Genomic DNA, 15078 nt, shown 5'->3' on the forward strand with positions numbered 1-15078 from the left:
CCCGACGACGCGGACGAGCCGGACGATGCGGACGAGCCCGTCGACGCCGCCGTTGGCGGTCCGGCGCCGGAGGACTCCGGCGTCGCGAGCGTGTCCTCGGTCGCTGGCATGGTGCAGCCGCTGGTCGCCGCCATCACGATGATGAGCACCGCGGTGGTGTCGAGCGCGTGCGATGTGACGAGCGTGTGGTGCATGGCCGGTCCTTGGTGGAGCCGAGCGGCCGACCCGGATCGCCGTGTTCGGATCGGGTGGCGAAGACCGCGGCCGGCATCGGCGTCTGCGGCCACGAGTGAGCGAGCTCGAGGCGGGCCACGAACCCGTGCGGCGCCGACCCGTCCCGACGTCAGCGGGGTCCGGGCTGGATGCTGCGAACAGTACGCCCTGACCGAGACGTCCACCAGCATCCGCTGCAGATCGGTCGAGGTGAACAGCAGGGGAGGGGTCGGTGACCGATCGCGCGTCCCCCGTCCGAGGGGGCTAGCGTCGCCGACGTGAACCGTTCTCGCGTGCACCGTCGCCCGCTCGTCCGCCCGCTCCCGCTCGCCGCGGTGGCCACGATCGCCGCCCTGCTGGGCACCGGGATCGTCGCGGCTCCTGCCACGGCGTCGCCCGCCACGCAGGTCGGCCGGACCGTCTCCGACCCGGCGCGGTACGTCGACCCGTTCATCGGGACGAGCGGCGACGGCAACACCTGGCCGGGAGCCACCGCCCCGTTCGGCATGCTGCAGTGGAGCCCGACCGGCACTGCGGGCGACCAGACCTCGACCCCGGTCGCGAACGGCTACTCGTACGACGTGGACCGGCTGCGCGGGTTCAGCCTGACGCACCTGAACGGCGCCGGCTGCGCACCGGGAGCCGCTGGCGACGTGCCGATCATGCCGGTGACGACCCCCGTCACGACGTCGCCGTCGGCCGACAGCACCGACGCGGTCTACGCCGCCGGGTACTCGCACGACGACGAGTCGGCGAGCCCCGGCCGCTACGGCGTCACGCTCGACAACGGCGTCCGTACCGACCTCGCCGTCACCACCCGCGCCGGCATCGGCGAGTTCGCGTTCCCCGCCGGGAAGGCCGCGAACCTGCTCTTCCGCACCTCGAACTCGATCAACGGCAGCGAGGCCGCCACCACCCGCGTCGACGCCCGCACCCGCACGGTGAGCGGCAGCGTCCTGACCGGCGGCTTCTGCAGCCGCCGGGCGAACGGCGGCGGGGCCACCAACCCCGACCGCCGCAGCTACTACCGCCTGTTCTTCACCGCCACCTTCGACCGCGCCTTCACGAGCACCGGCACCTGGAAGGACGGGACGGTCCAGCCTGGAGGCACGTCCTCCTCCGGCGGGGAGGGGTACCTCACCGGCGCCGACCGCGCCGGACGCGGTTCCGGCGCGTGGGTCGGGTTCGACGCGCGTCACGGTGCCACCGTGCACGCGAAGATCGGCATCTCGTACGTGAGCGCAGCAGGAGCAGCCGCCAACCGCGACGGCGAGGTGACCAGGCACGCGACCGTCAGCAGTGTGGCGGCGGCGACCCGCGCCTCCTGGAACCGGGAACTGTCCCGCATCCGGGTCGGCGGCGGGACGGCGGACCGGACCACCCAGCTGTACACGTCCGTCTACCACGCGCTCATGCAGCCGAACACGCTGAACGACCGCGACGGCCGCTACCTCGGCCCGGACCAGCGGGTGCACCGCATGGACCGCGGGCACCGGGCCGTCTACGGCACCTACTCCGGGTGGGACCAGTACCGGGCGCAGATCCAGCTGCTCGCGCTGCTGCGACCCGACGTCGCCGGGGACATGGCGCAGTCGATGCTGCGGTTCGCCCAGCAGAACGGCGGGGTGTGGGACCGGTGGCTGCACCTCGGCGCACCGACCCACGTGATGACCGGTGACCCCTCCGCGGCGACGCTCGCGACCTGGTACGCCATGGGCGTCCGGAACTTCGACGTCCGAGCCGCCTACGACTCGCTCCGGCGGCAGGCGACGGTCGAGAACGCCGACGCCGAGAGCGACATCGGGTGCCCGGGTCAGTGCCTGGCGCAACGACCCGCACTCGACGAGTACCTGCAGCGGCACTACGCCGCGAACGACGACTGCTCGTGCTGGGGCGGTGCGGCCGAGACCCTCGAGGACTCGATCTCCGACAGCGCGCTCGGGTACTGGGCGGGTTCCCTCGGGCTGCGCTCGGACGCCCGGATGTTCGCGGAGCGCGGGACCTACTGGAAGAACACGTTCAACCCGGCAGTCGGGTACCAGGCCGCGCGACAGGCCGACGGATCGTGGACGCCCGACTGGTCGCCCGCGACCGGTGTCGGCTTCGCGCAGGGGACGAGCGCGCAGTACACGTGGCTCGTGCCGCAGGACGTCAGCGGGCTGTCGACGGCCCTCGGTGGCGACGCCGCCGCGGTCGCCCGGCTCGACGCCTTCTTCCACGACGCGTCCGGCAACTGGGCCGTGACCGGCGGCGAAGCCACGAAGTTCGACCCGACGAACGAGCCCGACATCCACACACCGTGGATGTACAACGCGCTCGGCCAGCCGTGGAAGACGCAGGAGACCGTCCGGCAGGTCGTGGACGACGCCTACGGCACCGGTCCGGACGGGCTGCCCGGGAACGATGACCTCGGGACGATGAGCGCCTGGTACGTCTTCGCGTCGATCGGGCTGTACCCGCAGACGCCGGGACGGGCCGACATGCTCGTCGGGAGCCCGACGTTCAACACCGTCGACATCCGCCGGTCGAGCGGGCAGCGGATCGTCATCCGGTCTTCGGGGACGGAGCCGTACGTGCAGGGTGCGCGGTTGGACGGGCGGACGCTCGACCGGTCGTGGGTGCCGGCGTCGTTCGTGACGCGGGGCGGCACGCTGTCGCTGCAGGTCGGGGCCACCGCGGACACCGCGTGGGCGAGCGGGGCGCGGGGGCGTCCGGTCGACCGGTGAGCTGGTCGATCGCCGTGCGGGGTACCTGTCCAGAGAACGTACGTTCCTGTTCTGGGGGTACCTCTCATCGGTGACGCGCTGGTCGTATGTATGCATGCACATCGAATCGCCGCCGCACCCGTCGGATGCAGCGTCCCTCCGATCGACGGTCGTGGAGGGGATGATCCACGCGCTCCGGACCCGTCCGCTGCACGAGGTGACCCCGGCCGTCGTGGCCGCCGAAGCCGGTGAGCCGGTTGAGGTCGTCGACCGCACCTTCCCGAGCTGGGACGGCCTGCTGCTCGCGACCATCGACCGGTGGAACGACCAGCGGACCGCACCGCTCATGCCCCTCGCCGAGCAGCGCGGCACCGTCCCCTTCCTCCGAGCGATCGTCACCGCGAACATCGCCGACCCCTCGCTCATGCGGTTCCTGACCGCGACGCTGAACATCGCGGCGTCGCCGGAGCACCCCCTGGCACCGATGCTGCACGCTCGGTGGCGACGGTTCCACGCGTTCGTGCAGCACTCCCTCGAGCGGGACGTCCTGCTCGGGCGGGAGCCGCGGACGATGGAGCCGGCGCGCGGGTCCGAGCAGTTGCTCGCCACCTACGAGGGGCTGCAGCTGCAGTCCATGGTCCGTCCGGACATGGACCTGCTCGAGGCGTTCGACCGCGCGGTCACACGGCTCCGCGAGGGGTGGTCGCGGACCTACGTCGCCCCGGTGTGGGACCTCGACTCCGTCGGCTGAGCCCGACGACAGACCACGGACAGGAGGGCTGTCCGAGGGCAGGCGCTCGCCGTCTGCGCGCGACACCACTCGATTCGGGTTCGAGTGACATCGCGCACCCGTGCCGCCGCTCGTCGGGTTCGAGCGGCGGCACGCATCCAGCACGACCACCCACCGACCCACCCGGCAGTGCGACGACGCACCGTCAGCGAGGAACGTCCCACGATGCAGCCCCTGCCGTTCTCGGTCACGGCCGACCGGTTCGACCACGACGACGCCGTGCGGCTCCGTGCTGCTGCCCGGATCGAGGTCGACCGGATCTACGGTCGTCCAGCGGACGTCGGTCGGCCGCTCACCGAGGCCACAGCAGCCGCACACGTGCTCGCGCGGGACACGACGGGGACGGCGCTCGGCACCGGGTCGCTCACCGCCGCGGGCGACGGGGTGTTCGAGATCCGGCGGCTGTTCGTCCGGCCGGACCGGCGTGGCCGGGGCATCGGCGACGCACTGTTGCTCGAACTGCTCGCGCAGGCGGAGGAACTGCAGGCGCCGGCGGTCGTGGCCGAGACGGGGATCCTGCAACCGCACGCCGTGAACCTGTTCCTGCGGCACGGGTTCCAGCGGATCCGGCCGTTCGGCCCCTACCGCGAGCAGGCCGGTTCGATCTGCTTCGCGCGACCGCTCTGATCGACCTCAGGCGAGCGGGAGTCCCGCGCCCCAGACGCGCTGCACCTCGAGCGACGGCGACAGCGCCACGAGGTCGGCGGCGAACCCGGGCGCCAGACGGCCCAGACGGTCGCCGAGCCCCAGCGCAGCGGCCGGCACGCTCGTCAGGGCGGCCACGGCCTCGGGCAGCGTCCGCCCCGCACGCGTCACCGCGTTCCGGAGGGCCACGTCCTGCGTCAGCGTCGAGCCGGCGATGGTGTCCGTCCCGGCGACGTGCGCGACGCCGTCGGTCACCGTGACGTCGAGCGAGCCCAGACGGTAGGACCCGTCGGCCGCACCGGCAGCCCCCATGGCGTCGGTGATCAGGGCGACCCGGTCCGGTGCGGCACGCATCAGCATCGAGGCGACGACGGGGTGCACGTGCACCCCGTCGAGGATGAGTTCGAGCGTGACGCGGTCGTCGGCCACGGCGGCGCCGATCGGCCCGGGCGCCCGGTGGTGGAGCCCCGGCATGGCGTTGAACGCGTGCGTGAGCACCGTCGCGCCGGCGTCGAACGCGGCGCGGGCCTGGTCGTACGTGCCGACGGTGTGCCCGACGGCGACGACCACGCCCGCCGACACGAAGCGACGGACGGCGTCGAGCGCGCCCGGCAGCTCGGGCGCGATGGTGACCTGGCGGATGACGCCCTCGCCGGCTTCGAGCAGGGCATCGACGGCGGCCGGCGTCGGCGACACGAGGAACGACTCGTTGTGGGCGCCCTTGTTGTGCGGGGAGAGGAACGGCCCCTCGAGGTGCACGCCGAGCACGAGCGGGTCGGTGGCCATCACGGCACGGACCCGTCGCAGCGACGCCGCCAGTGCGGTGATCGGGTTCGCGACGAGCGACAGCACCGAGCGGGTCGTGCCGTGCGACCGGTGCATCGCGAGCGAGTCGGCGAAGGACTCGTCCTCGTACGCCTCGGTCGCTCCGCCGTGCCCGTGCAGGTCGGTGAAGCCGGGCGTCAGGACCGCGTCGCCGAGGTCGACGACCTGGTCCGCAGCGGGGGCGTCGGCGCCGGAGCCGACCGCCCGGATGGTGTCACCGGCGACGAGGACCCAGCCGTCCGCCGTGGACCCGGCCCCGTCGACCAGGTGGGCCGACCGGACCAGGGTGCTGCGTGCCTCCAGGCCGTTCACCGGGTCTCCTTCCGGAACTGCACCACACCGGACAGGGCCGCAACCACGATGAAGACGAGCCCCACCACGGGGTGCCCGATCGAGATCCAGCAGCCACCGGCGGCCACCACCAGGGCGACCTCGACGATGGTCTTCCCGACCACGTCCGTCTCGATCGGCGAGGCGGGCGAGCGGAAGAAGTACCAGACCAGCGCCGCGAACACCGGCGCACCGATCATGAACAGGATCGCCGGCATCGGGAACGGCCACGCGAAGTAGCCCCACGTCGCCAGCGACAGCAGGCCGAACGTGCACACCAGGATGCGGAGCACGCGCCAGCCGTCGAGCCGGCGCGGACGGATCGCGTGCGGGTCCGGGGTCTCTCCCCAGTCGACGGGGGACTGCGGTGCTGACATGCGGGTCCTACTTGAAGATGATCGTGCGGGCGCCGTCGAGGAGGACTCTGTCCTCTGCGATCCAGCGCACCGCCTGGGTGAGCGTGCGGGACTCCTCGTCCTGGCCGATCGACACGAGGTCGGCGGGGTCCTTCGTGTGGTCGACCCGCACCACGTTCTGCTCGATGATCGGCCCCTCGTCGAGGTCGCTCGTGACGTAGTGCGCCGTCGCGCCGATGAGCTTCACGCCGCGGGCGTGCGCCTGCCGGTACGGGTTCGCGCCCTTGAAGCCGGGCAGGAACGAGTGGTGGATGTTGACGGCGCGACCTTCGAGCGCCGCGCAGAGCTCCGGCGACAGGATCTGCATGTAGCGGGCGAGGACGACCAGTTCGATGTCGTGCTCCTCCACGGCGTCGAGGATGCGCTGTTCCATCTGCCGCTTCGACTCCGCGTCGGTGACCGGACGGTGCTCGAACGGCACCGAGTAGAACGACGCGAGCTCGGCGAGGTCGGCGTGGTTCGACAGGACGAGGGGCACCTCGATCGGCAGCTGCCCACCGCGCTGGCGGTAGAGCAGGTCGTTGAGGCAGTGGCCGGCCTTCGACACGAGCACGAGGGTGCGCAGCGGCCGGCCGACGACGTCGAGCTGCACGCGGGCGTCGTAGCGTTCGGTGACGGGTGCGAGGGCCTCTTCGAAGGCGGCGCGGTCGACCGGCGCCATCACCTGCAGGCGCATGAAGAACGTGTTCGTGTCGACGCTCGAGAACTGCTGCGACTCGGTGATGTTGCCCTGTGCGGCGACCACCGCTCCGGAGACGGCGTGCACGATCCCGGGCTGGTCGTCGCAGACCAGCGTGAGGGTCCAGTGCGTGGGGGTCGCGGGCGTCGGGTCGGTCACCGGATCAGGGTACCGGGGTGGGGCGGTGCGGCGGGCGCGGCGCGGAGTCGCGCGGTCGAGGGAGCAGGAATCGTCGGGTGCGGCGTGTGGACCCGACGATTCCTGCTCCCTCAACGGGCCGGCGGGCGACGGGGCGGCGGGTGCGTGTGCGTGCGCGGGGCGCGGCGCAGGCGGCGCTACGCCGCGCGCCGCCCCAGCGCCCGGTCCCCGATCGTCAGGACGCTCAGGAGCACCGCCACCCCGACGATCACCCACGCGAGCACGTGCAGGTCCGGCGTCGTCGGAGCCTGCCCGAACACGCCACCGATCAGCGACGACGCCGCGATCGCCCCGATGTAGACGCTCGTCCGCGAGAGCCCCGCCGCCGTGCCGATGGACTCCGCGGGCAGCACGCGGTACAGCGCCGCCTGGTTCGACACGGACGCCAGGGCCTGCGGCACCCCGAACAGCGCCGGCGCGAGCAGGAGCAGCCAGACGGGCGACCCGGCGTGGAGTAGCAGCAGGAGCACCCCGCCGACGATCGGCACGACGGCCGCGACGATGAGCGGCCCGCGCACGGCGGTCTTCCGCGCGACGAGGAACGACACGACGCCGGCGACGATCGCCGCCGGCAGCTGCAGGTACCCGGCGACGTCGCTCGAGTACCCCGCGACGTCCTGCACCCACTGCGAGAAGCCGTAGGTCACCGTGTACGCCAGCACGTAGGCCAGGAAGAGTCGCACGTACGTCCGCGACAGGGCGCCGTTGCGCGCGAGCATCCGCACGTCGATGAACGGCTTCACGGCGCGCAGCTCCCACAGCACGAGCGCGACGAGCAGGACGACCGCGACGCCGAGCAGCCACCAGAGACCGGCCGACAGGTCGAGCAGGAACACGAGCAGCGCCGACACCGTGCCGGTCATCAGCAGCAGGCCGAGCGGGTCGAGGGAGGTCAGGACGGGCAGGCCCTCGTCGGGGCGCGGGCGCAGCCGGTCGGACGGCAGCCACAGCGCGGCCACGACGATCCCGAACACGGCGAGCGGCACGTTGACCAGGAAGATCGCGTGCCAGCCGAACGCGGCGATGAGCGCGCCGCCGAGGGGTGGCCCGGCCGCAGCGGAGACGAGCGAGGTGATGGACAGGGCGCCGAGCACGAGCGACGGCGTCGGCTTCCCGATGCGGAGCGAGTGCTGCCGGAGCGTCGTGAGCGCCGCCGGGTACGCCGACGAGGTCCCGATGCCGATGAGCACCCGGGCGAACACCGCGCCGCCGAACCCGGTCAGGAACTCGGGCACCACGCCGGCGATCCCGACGATGACGAGCCCGGTCAGGAAGACCTTCTTCGGCCCGAACCGGTCGGCGAGCTTGCCCATCGTCGGCTGCGCGATCGCACTCGCCAGGTACAGCGCGGCGACGAGCCAGATCGCCTGCGAGGCACCGATCCCGAGATCACGGGAGATCGGGGCGAGCGCGACGGACACCATGGTCGTGTTGATCGGGTTGAGGAGCGGCCCGACCAGGACGGGGACGAGGAGCTTCGGGCCGAAGCCGCTCCCCGTGCTGCCGGAGGGGACGACGGGTGTCGGGGTGGTTGCGGTGGACGTGGTGTGCTGCCTTTGCGACGTGGTCGCGTCGTGACGGCCTGGAGGCGCGGCTCGCGTCAGGTGCGCGGGTCGCCGCTCCGGGGGGTCACGGTTCGACGAGGGTTTCGAGGATGGCGAGGGAGCGCGCGACGGTCTCGCGGTCCTCGGGGGAGAGCGTGCCGAGCAGCTCCGTCAGGACACGGCTGCGCGCGGCCCACGCGTCCTCGCGGGCGGAGGCGCCCGCGGGGGTGGCACGGACCAGGGTGCGTCGGCCGTCGGCGGGATCCTGCCGGCGTTCGACCAGTCCGAGGTCGACGAGCGCCTGGATCGTCGCGCCCATGGACTGGGGACGGACGCCCTCGGCCCGGGCGAGGTCGGCGGTGGTGCTCTCGCCGTGCCGGAGCAGCCGTCCGAGCGCGGCGGTCTGCGAGGCGGTGACCTCGTCGGACTTGCCGGTGAGCAGGGTCCGGCGGATGCGCCCGTAGATCGTCAGCAGGTCGCTGGCGAGGTCGCGCGCGCTCGGGGAAGCCATACCGCGACGGTACTACTTCAGCAGGAGGACTTGCAAGGCTTCCTGTCGATCAGGTGAGCCGGTCCCGGAAGGTGAGTCGTGCCTCCAGGCCGGCGACCCACCGGACGCACGTCAGCGGACGGCGGTGAGCGTCTCGATCAGGTGCTCCTGCACGTACCCGAGCCAGTCGTAGACGTCCCGCAGCCCGACGCCCGAGTCGGACCGGTACGACTGTTCCTCGCTCGCCGAGTCCACGATGCCCAGCCGGTCCGCGATCGTCAGGCGGAGATCGGTCAGGCAGCGGAGCCAAGCCTGCTCGTCCTCCGCACCGAACGCACCGTCGCGCGCACCGGTCAGCCACTCGTGGACCGTCGTGACGTTCGTGGTCTTCTGCGCGACCAGGTCCGACTCGGTCAACCGGCGGAACTCGGCACTCGCGTCCTCGTCCTGCGGGTACGCGTCCGGGAACATCCGGACCGCCACGGGGTCCGACGCCAGGTCGCCGGCGAGGACCTGCTGCAGCTGCTCGGTGAGCGACGTGAGGACGGAGCGCTCGCCGGAGGACATGCCGAGGTGGACGCCGTCGGCGCGGCGGACGAACGGGATCACGTGGTCGGGGCCTTGTCCACGGAGGCCTGCAGGCCGTAGCCGTGCATCGCCTCGACGTGGGCCTCCATCGCCTCGCGCGGGCCGGTCGCGACGATCGCCCTGCCCTCGTCGTTCACCTGCCGCATCAGCCGCTCCGCCTTCGGGCGCGGGAACCCGAAGTACTGCTGGAAGACGTAGGTGACGTACGACATCAGGTTCACCGGGTCGTCCCACACGACCGCGACCCAGGGGGAGTCCGGTCGGACGCTCGTGCGCTCGTCCACGTCGGGCGTCAGCATGGTCATGGAACCAGGGTGACACGAACGGGCGGCCTCGGTACGATCGTGGGGTCGCGACTGGCGTTGGATGGGTCACCATCGGGAAGCGACACCTGACACGGTGCGCGGCCGTACGCCTGGGCCGCGCCCCACCGTCCACCTCGTCGTGCACGCGCGCGACGGACAGACAACGAGGAGTCCCGTGTCCATCACCGATCTGCCCCCCGCGGCCGACACCACCACCTTCAACGCCCCCCTCAGCCAGGTCGACCCCGAGATCGCACGCGTCCTCGAGCAGGAGCTCGGCCGCCAGCGCGACACCCTCGAGATGATCGCGTCCGAGAACTTCGTGCCGCGCGCCGTGCTCGAGTCGCAGGGCTCCGTCCTCACCAACAAGTACGCCGAGGGCTACCCGGGCAAGCGCTACTACGGCGGCTGCGAGTACGTCGACGTCGCCGAGCAGCTCGCCATCGACCGTGCCAAGGCGCTCTTCGGTGCCGAGTACGCCAACGTGCAGCCGCACTCCGGCGCGACCGCGAACGCAGCCGTCCTGCACGCCATCGCCTCGGCCGGCGACACGATCCTCGGCCTCGAGCTCGCGCACGGCGGGCACCTGACCCACGGCATGAAGCTCAACTTCTCCGGCCGGATCTACAACGCCGTCGCGTACGGCGTCGACCCCGAGACGTTCGAGGTCGACTACGACGACATCCGCGCGAAGGCTATCGAGCACCAGCCGCAGGTCCTCATCGCCGGGTGGTCCGCCTACCCACGGCAGCTCGACTTCGCCAAGTTCCGCGAGATCGCGGACGAGGTCGGCGCGAAGCTCTGGGTCGACATGGCGCACTTCGCCGGCCTCGTCGCCGCCGGCCTGCACCCGTCCCCGGTGCCGCACGCTCACGTGGTGTCCTCGACGGTGCACAAGACCCTCGGCGGCCCCCGCTCCGGCATCATCCTGTCCAACGACGAGTCGCTGTTCAAGAAGCTCAACTCGGCCGTGTTCCCGGGCCAGCAGGGCGGTCCGCTCATGCACGTGATCGCCGCCAAGGCCACCGCGTTCCTGCTCGCCGGCACGCCGGAGTTCAAGGAGCGCCAGGAGCGCACCATCCGCGGCGCGCAGGCGCTCGCCGAGCGTCTGACGGCCGACGACGCGAAGGCCGCCGGCATCGACGTCCTGACCGGTGGCACCGACGTGCACCTCGTGCTGGTCGACCTGCGGACGTCCGAGGTCGACGGCAAGCAGGCCGAAGACCTGCTGCACGAGGTCGGCATCACCGTGAACCGGAACTCCGTGCCGTTCGACCCGCGTCCGCCGATGGTGACCTCGGGTGTCCGCATCGGCACCTCGGCGCTGGCCACCCGCGGGTTCGGCGACGCCGAGTTCGCCGAGGTCGCCGACATCATCGCGCTGACGCTCATGCCGAACCCCGACATCGCGGCGCTCTCGGCCCGGGTGAAGACCCTGACCGACGCGTTCCCGCTCTACGCGTGAGCGGCGCGCTCCCCCGTTCCCTCTGGGCTGGTGAGGGCAGTGCCGTCCGTATCGACGGCACCGCCCTCGCTGCCCGGACGCTCGACGAGCTGCGCGTCCGCATCGACCGGTTGCACGAGCACGGCATCCGGCCGGGGCTCGGCACGATCCTCGTCGGCGAGAACCCCGGGTCGCTGTCCTACGTCGCGGGCAAGCACCGCGACTCGGCGCAGATCGGGCTCGACTCGCATCGGATCGACCTGCCCGCCACCGCGTCCGCCGCCGACATCCGTGCCGCGATCCTGCAGATGAACGACGACCCCCGGGTCACCGCGTTCATCGTCCAGCTCCCGCTGCCGCAGGGGATCGACCCCACCCCGATGCTCGAGCTGATGGACCCGGCGAAGGACGCCGACGGCCTGCACCCGACGAACCTCGGTGAACTCGTGCTCGCCGTGCCCGGTGGCGCCGGCACGATCGACGCCCCGCTGCCGTGCACCCCGCGCGGCATCGTGGCGATGCTCGAGGCGTACGACATCCCGATCCGGGGTGCGCACGTCACGATCATCGGGCAGGGCCTGACCGTCGGGCGCCCGCTCGGCCTGCTGCTCACCCGCCTCGAGGCCACGGCGACGCTGACGCACTCGCTGACCGCCGACGTCGCGGCCGAGTGCCGACGTGCCGACATCGTCGTCGCGGCGGCCGGGGTCGCGGGCCTGGTCCAGCCGGACTGGGTGCGGCCCGGTGCCGCGGTCATCGACGTGGGCATCACCCGCATCGTGAACGAGGAGACCGGCAAGGCTCGCCTCCGCGGGGACGTCGACCCGGCCGTGGCGTCCGTCGCGGGCTTCATGTCGCCGGTCCCCGGTGGCGTCGGGCCGATGACGCGGGCGATGCTGATGAAGAACGTGGTCGAGGCCGCGGAGCGCCACCTGAAGTAGCGCGCGGGCCGCGGTCCGATTCGCCGACGCCGCACCGAGTCTCGGCCTGGTGCTACGGTCTCGCCATGGGGGAAGAACGACTGCTGACCGAGCCGGTCCTGCGACCGCGACCCGAACCGTCGCAGCTGACGAAGGACGCCCGCTGGCTCGTCGTCATCGTGCTGCTGTGCATCCTGTTCCAGCAGCCCGGGTCGACCTGGAGCCTGGACGCCCAGCACGCCGGGCAGCAGTACTCGTTCGTGTCCCACCCGTCGCTCGGGTGGACGATGCTGACGGTCGGGTTCGCGGTCGTCGGGTTCGTCGTGGCGATCGCCCGCCGCGGAGCCCGTCGGTTCGACGAGCACACCGTGATGGGCCTGGCGCTCGCGGGCGTGCTCGGGACGACAGTGCTCGTCTGGCTGCTCATGCCGGCGCAGATGGCGTGGCTGCAGTGGGCCGTCGAGCACGGTCGGACGCACCCGTTCGTCCTCGGGAACGTCGTGGAGCACGTCCGGTACGCGGACTACACCGGCTGAACGCGCTCCGACGACCGGTCCCAAGAGGTCCTGCGGCCGGTCCTTTCGCGCTCAGCGACACCTCACGGGCGGTCGAGCGCGTGAGGTGTCGCTGCGCGCGAAACTCCGCGCCCGGCGCAAGCGTTGCCTGCGCTCGGCGCAGGCGTTGCCGGCGCCGGGCGCGCGTCAGTCGCGCCGGGCGCCCTGCGCGGCGTGCACGGTGAAGACGTTCGGCTCGCGGTACCCGGCCGCGGCGAAGGCGGCGGTGACGGCCGCGGTGATCGCACCACGGGCCTCCCGGTCGACCAACGCGATCGCAGCACCACCGAAACCACCGCCGGTCATGCGAGCGCCGACCGCGCCGTGCTCGACGGCGGTCGCGACCGCCAGGTCGAGCTCCGGCACGGAGATCTCGAAGTCGTCGCGCATGGACTCGTGCGACGCGACGAGCAGCGAGCCGATCGCCCGCGGCCCCTGCTCGCGGAGCGTGCGGACCGTGTCGAGGACGCGCTGGTCCTCGGTCACGACGTGTCGGACGCGGCGGAAGGTCTCGTCGTCGAGGAGCTCCTGCGCACGCGGCAGGTCCTCGACCGTGACGTCGCGGAGCGCCTCGACCCCGAGGACCTCGGCGCCCTTCTCGCACGACGCACGGCGCGCGGCGTACCCGCCGGTGGCGTGGGCGTGCTCGACGCGGGTGTCGATCACGAGGACCTCGAGACCGTTCGCCTCGAGCGCGAGGTCGACGACCGCCGTGTCGAGCGTGCGGCAGTCGAGGAAGACGACGGCGTCCTGCTCACCGAGGAGCGACGCGGACTGGTCCATGATGCCCGTCGGGGCCCCGACGGCGTGGTTCTCGGAGTACTGGCCGACGCGGGCCAGGGTCTTGCGGTCGAGCCCGAGCTCCCACAGGTCGTTGAACGCCAGGGCGACGCCGCACTCGATCGCGGCGCTGGACGACAGCCCCGCGCCGACCGGCACGTCGGAGTCGATGAAGACGTCGAACCCGGTCTTGCCGGTGAGGTCGGCTCCCTGCTCGCGCAGCGCCCAGGCGATGCCGAACACGTACGCCGACCAGCCGTCCATCGCGTCGGGCGAGAGCTCGTCGAGCGAGAGCGACACGGGACCGCCGGCCTCGTCGAAGGCCGAGGCGACCCGGATCACCCGGTCCTCGCGCGGGGCGATCGACGCGGTGGTTCGGCGGTCGATCGCGAACGGCAGGACGTAGCCGTCGTTGTAGTCGGTGTGCTCGCCGATCAGGTTGACCCGACCCGGGGCGGAGTACTGCACCGCGGGCTCGTACCCGTAGACCTGCTGGAACGTCATGCTCGTTCGATCCCTCCTCGGATGAACTCGGCCGCCTTCTCGGGCACGAGGTCCCCGATCCAGGCGCCCATGGCGGCTTCGCTGCCGGCCAGGAACTTCAACTTGTCCGCCGCGCGACGCGGCGAGGTGATCTGCAGCATCAGCCGCACGGTGTCGCGGGCCGTGTGCACCGGCGCCTGGTGCCATGCGGCGATGTACGGGGTGGGGTCGCCGTAGAGGGCGTCGAGACCACGCGTGAGCCGGAGGTGCATGTGCGCGAGCTCGTCCTTCTCGGCGTCGGTGAGCCCGGCGAAGTCCGGCACGTGCCGGTGCGGCAGCATGTGGATCTCGATCGGCCAGCGCGCGGCGAACGGCACGAAGGCGGTGAAGTGCTCCCCGGCGAGGACGACGCGTTCCGAGGCACGCTCGTTCGCGAGGTGCTGCTCGAACAGGTCCGGCCCGAACCGCTCGATCGACGCGAGCAGCCGCTGCGTGCGCGGGGTGACGTACGGGTACGAGTAGATCTGCCCGTGCGGGTGGTGCAGCGTGACGCCGATCGCCTCGCCCCGGTTCTCGAACGGGAACACCTGCTGGATGCCGGGCATCGCCGACAATGCGGCTGTGCGGTCCGCCCACGCTTCGACCACGGTGCGGGCGCGCGACTCGGAGATGGACGCGAACGAGCCCGAGGTCTCGGGGGAGAAGCACACGACCTCGCACCGGCCGACCGACCGGAGCTGGCGGTTCAGGCCGACGTCGCTGAGGGACTCGAGCGAGGTGGGGGCGTCGTCCGCCTCGAGCAGGGGGCCGAACGACGGTGACCGGTTCTCGAAGACGGCGACGTCGTATCGGCTGGGGATCTCGGACGGGTTCGCCGCGGTCTGCGGCGCGAGCGGGTCCTGGTCGGCGGGCGGCAGGAACACGCGGTTCTGCCGCGACGCCGCGATGGACACCCACTCGCCCGTCAGGACGTCCTGACGCATCCGCGCCGTCTCCGGTCGCGGGTCGAGCACGCGCTCGTCGATGCTGCGCTCGGCGGGCAGCGTCGAGTCGGCGTCGTCGAAGTAGATGAGGTCGCGGCCGTCCGCGAGCTTCGTCACGCGCTTGGTGATCACCCGACCACCCTAGCGCGCATCCGAAGCATTGCGAAAGACTCCGGAAGCAAGCGA

General features: G+C 72.0%; 16 protein-coding genes and 1 riboswitch. Of the genes, 6 read left to right on the top strand and 10 right to left on the bottom strand.

Annotation, left to right across the window (positions count from 1 at the left end):
• The coding region (locus BIU96_RS19805; protein ID WP_175477496.1) for a hypothetical protein at positions 1-194 on the bottom strand (194 nt) is incomplete at its 3' end.
• Positions 195-491: 297 nt separating this feature from the next.
• Between BIU96_RS19805 and BIU96_RS08390 the strand changes: the two genes are divergently transcribed.
• The 3 genes from BIU96_RS08390 (at position 492) to BIU96_RS08400 (ending at position 4335) form a co-directional block, all read left to right on the top strand.
• Positions 492-2939 (top strand): GH92 family glycosyl hydrolase, encoded by a 2448-nt coding sequence (locus tag BIU96_RS08390; RefSeq protein WP_254786038.1) that lies wholly within the window; start codon positions 492-494, stop codon positions 2937-2939.
• 94 nt (positions 2940-3033) lie between these two features.
• Positions 3034-3669 (top strand): TetR/AcrR family transcriptional regulator, encoded by a 636-nt coding sequence (locus BIU96_RS08395; RefSeq protein ID WP_071292161.1) that lies wholly within the window; start codon positions 3034-3036, stop codon positions 3667-3669.
• 204 nt (positions 3670-3873) lie between these two features.
• Positions 3874-4335, top strand: a complete 462-nt coding sequence (locus BIU96_RS08400) for a GNAT family N-acetyltransferase (RefSeq protein WP_071292279.1) — start codon at positions 3874-3876, stop codon at positions 4333-4335.
• 6 nt (positions 4336-4341) lie between these two features.
• On the opposite strand, the gene nagA is transcribed toward BIU96_RS08400, so the two are convergent.
• The 7 genes from nagA to clpS all read right to left on the bottom strand — a co-directional run bounded on the left by nagA (position 4342) and on the right by clpS (position 9728).
• On the bottom strand, positions 4342-5490 hold the full coding sequence (gene nagA / locus BIU96_RS08405; RefSeq protein WP_254786040.1) for an N-acetylglucosamine-6-phosphate deacetylase: 1149 nt from the start codon (positions 5488-5490) through the stop codon (positions 4342-4344).
• Positions 5487-5885 carry a YrdB family protein gene (locus BIU96_RS08410; protein ID WP_083402760.1) on the bottom strand — a complete coding sequence of 133 codons (399 nt, stop codon included), beginning with the start codon at positions 5883-5885 and terminating at the stop codon, positions 5487-5489. The genes nagA and BIU96_RS08410 overlap by 4 nt, the downstream gene beginning before the upstream one ends.
• A gap of 7 nt (positions 5886-5892) precedes the next feature.
• The gene (gene purU, locus BIU96_RS08415; protein WP_071292162.1) at positions 5893-6762 is read right to left on the bottom strand and encodes a formyltetrahydrofolate deformylase; all 870 of its coding nucleotides are present in this window, start codon (positions 6760-6762) and stop codon (positions 5893-5895) included.
• 176 nt (positions 6763-6938) lie between these two features.
• Positions 6939-8405: an MFS transporter gene (locus BIU96_RS08420; protein WP_368072972.1), complete on the bottom strand. Its 1467-nt coding sequence runs from the start codon at positions 8403-8405 to the stop codon at positions 6939-6941.
• 25 nt (positions 8406-8430) lie between these two features.
• Positions 8431-8856, bottom strand: coding sequence for a MarR family winged helix-turn-helix transcriptional regulator (locus BIU96_RS08425; protein WP_071292163.1), 426 nt, complete (start codon positions 8854-8856; stop codon positions 8431-8433).
• Positions 8857-8967: 111 nt separating this feature from the next.
• Positions 8968-9444 carry a DUF2017 family protein gene (locus tag BIU96_RS08430; RefSeq protein ID WP_071292164.1) on the bottom strand — a complete coding sequence of 159 codons (477 nt, stop codon included), beginning with the start codon at positions 9442-9444 and terminating at the stop codon, positions 8968-8970.
• Positions 9441-9728 carry an ATP-dependent Clp protease adapter ClpS gene (gene clpS / locus BIU96_RS08435; RefSeq protein WP_071292165.1) on the bottom strand — a complete coding sequence of 96 codons (288 nt, stop codon included), beginning with the start codon at positions 9726-9728 and terminating at the stop codon, positions 9441-9443. Before clpS ends, BIU96_RS08430 begins: the two co-directional genes overlap by 4 nt.
• Positions 9729-9765: 37 nt before the next feature.
• Positions 9766-9851, top strand: a riboswitch (ZMP/ZTP riboswitch).
• A gap of 52 nt (positions 9852-9903) precedes the next feature.
• Here clpS and glyA point away from each other — a divergent pair.
• The 3 genes from glyA to BIU96_RS08450 all read left to right on the top strand — a co-directional run bounded on the left by glyA (position 9904) and on the right by BIU96_RS08450 (position 12628).
• Entirely contained in the window at positions 9904-11193 is a 1290-nt protein-coding gene (glyA, locus tag BIU96_RS08440) for a serine hydroxymethyltransferase (RefSeq protein ID WP_302847723.1), read from the top strand.
• Entirely contained in the window at positions 11190-12113 is a 924-nt protein-coding gene (locus BIU96_RS08445) for a bifunctional 5,10-methylenetetrahydrofolate dehydrogenase/5,10-methenyltetrahydrofolate cyclohydrolase (RefSeq protein WP_071292166.1), read from the top strand. The genes glyA and BIU96_RS08445 overlap by 4 nt, the downstream gene beginning before the upstream one ends.
• A gap of 65 nt (positions 12114-12178) precedes the next feature.
• On the top strand, positions 12179-12628 hold the full coding sequence (locus BIU96_RS08450) for a hypothetical protein (protein WP_071292167.1): 450 nt from the start codon (positions 12179-12181) through the stop codon (positions 12626-12628).
• Positions 12629-12793: 165 nt separating this feature from the next.
• Here the strand turns inward: BIU96_RS08450 and galK are convergent, their stop codons facing one another.
• On the bottom strand, positions 12794-13930 hold the full coding sequence (galK, locus tag BIU96_RS08455) for a galactokinase (RefSeq protein ID WP_071292168.1): 1137 nt from the start codon (positions 13928-13930) through the stop codon (positions 12794-12796).
• Positions 13927-15024: a galactose-1-phosphate uridylyltransferase gene (galT, locus tag BIU96_RS08460; protein ID WP_071292169.1), complete on the bottom strand. Its 1098-nt coding sequence runs from the start codon at positions 15022-15024 to the stop codon at positions 13927-13929. The genes galK and galT overlap by 4 nt, the downstream gene beginning before the upstream one ends.
• Positions 15025-15078: the final 54 nt, after the last annotated feature.

It is taken from the genome of Curtobacterium sp. MCBA15_008, assembly GCF_001865065.1.
Classification (GTDB): domain Bacteria; phylum Actinomycetota; class Actinomycetes; order Actinomycetales; family Microbacteriaceae; genus Curtobacterium.

Coding starts and splice junctions, on each gene's coding strand:
- BIU96_RS08395 (WP_071292161.1), top strand. CDS start 3,034: ATGCACATCGAATCGCCGCCGCACCCGTCGGATGCAGCGTCCCTCCGA.
- BIU96_RS08400 (WP_071292279.1), top strand. CDS start 3,874: ATGCAGCCCCTGCCGTTCTCGGTCACGGCCGACCGGTTCGACCACGAC.
- BIU96_RS08410 (WP_083402760.1), bottom strand. CDS start 5,885: ATGTCAGCACCGCAGTCCCCCGTCGACTGGGGAGAGACCCCGGACCCG.
- BIU96_RS08425 (WP_071292163.1), bottom strand. CDS start 8,856: ATGGCTTCCCCGAGCGCGCGCGACCTCGCCAGCGACCTGCTGACGATC.
- clpS (WP_071292165.1), bottom strand. CDS start 9,728: ATGACCATGCTGACGCCCGACGTGGACGAGCGCACGAGCGTCCGACCG.
- BIU96_RS08450 (WP_071292167.1), top strand. CDS start 12,179: ATGGGGGAAGAACGACTGCTGACCGAGCCGGTCCTGCGACCGCGACCC.
- galK (WP_071292168.1), bottom strand. CDS start 13,930: ATGACGTTCCAGCAGGTCTACGGGTACGAGCCCGCGGTGCAGTACTCC.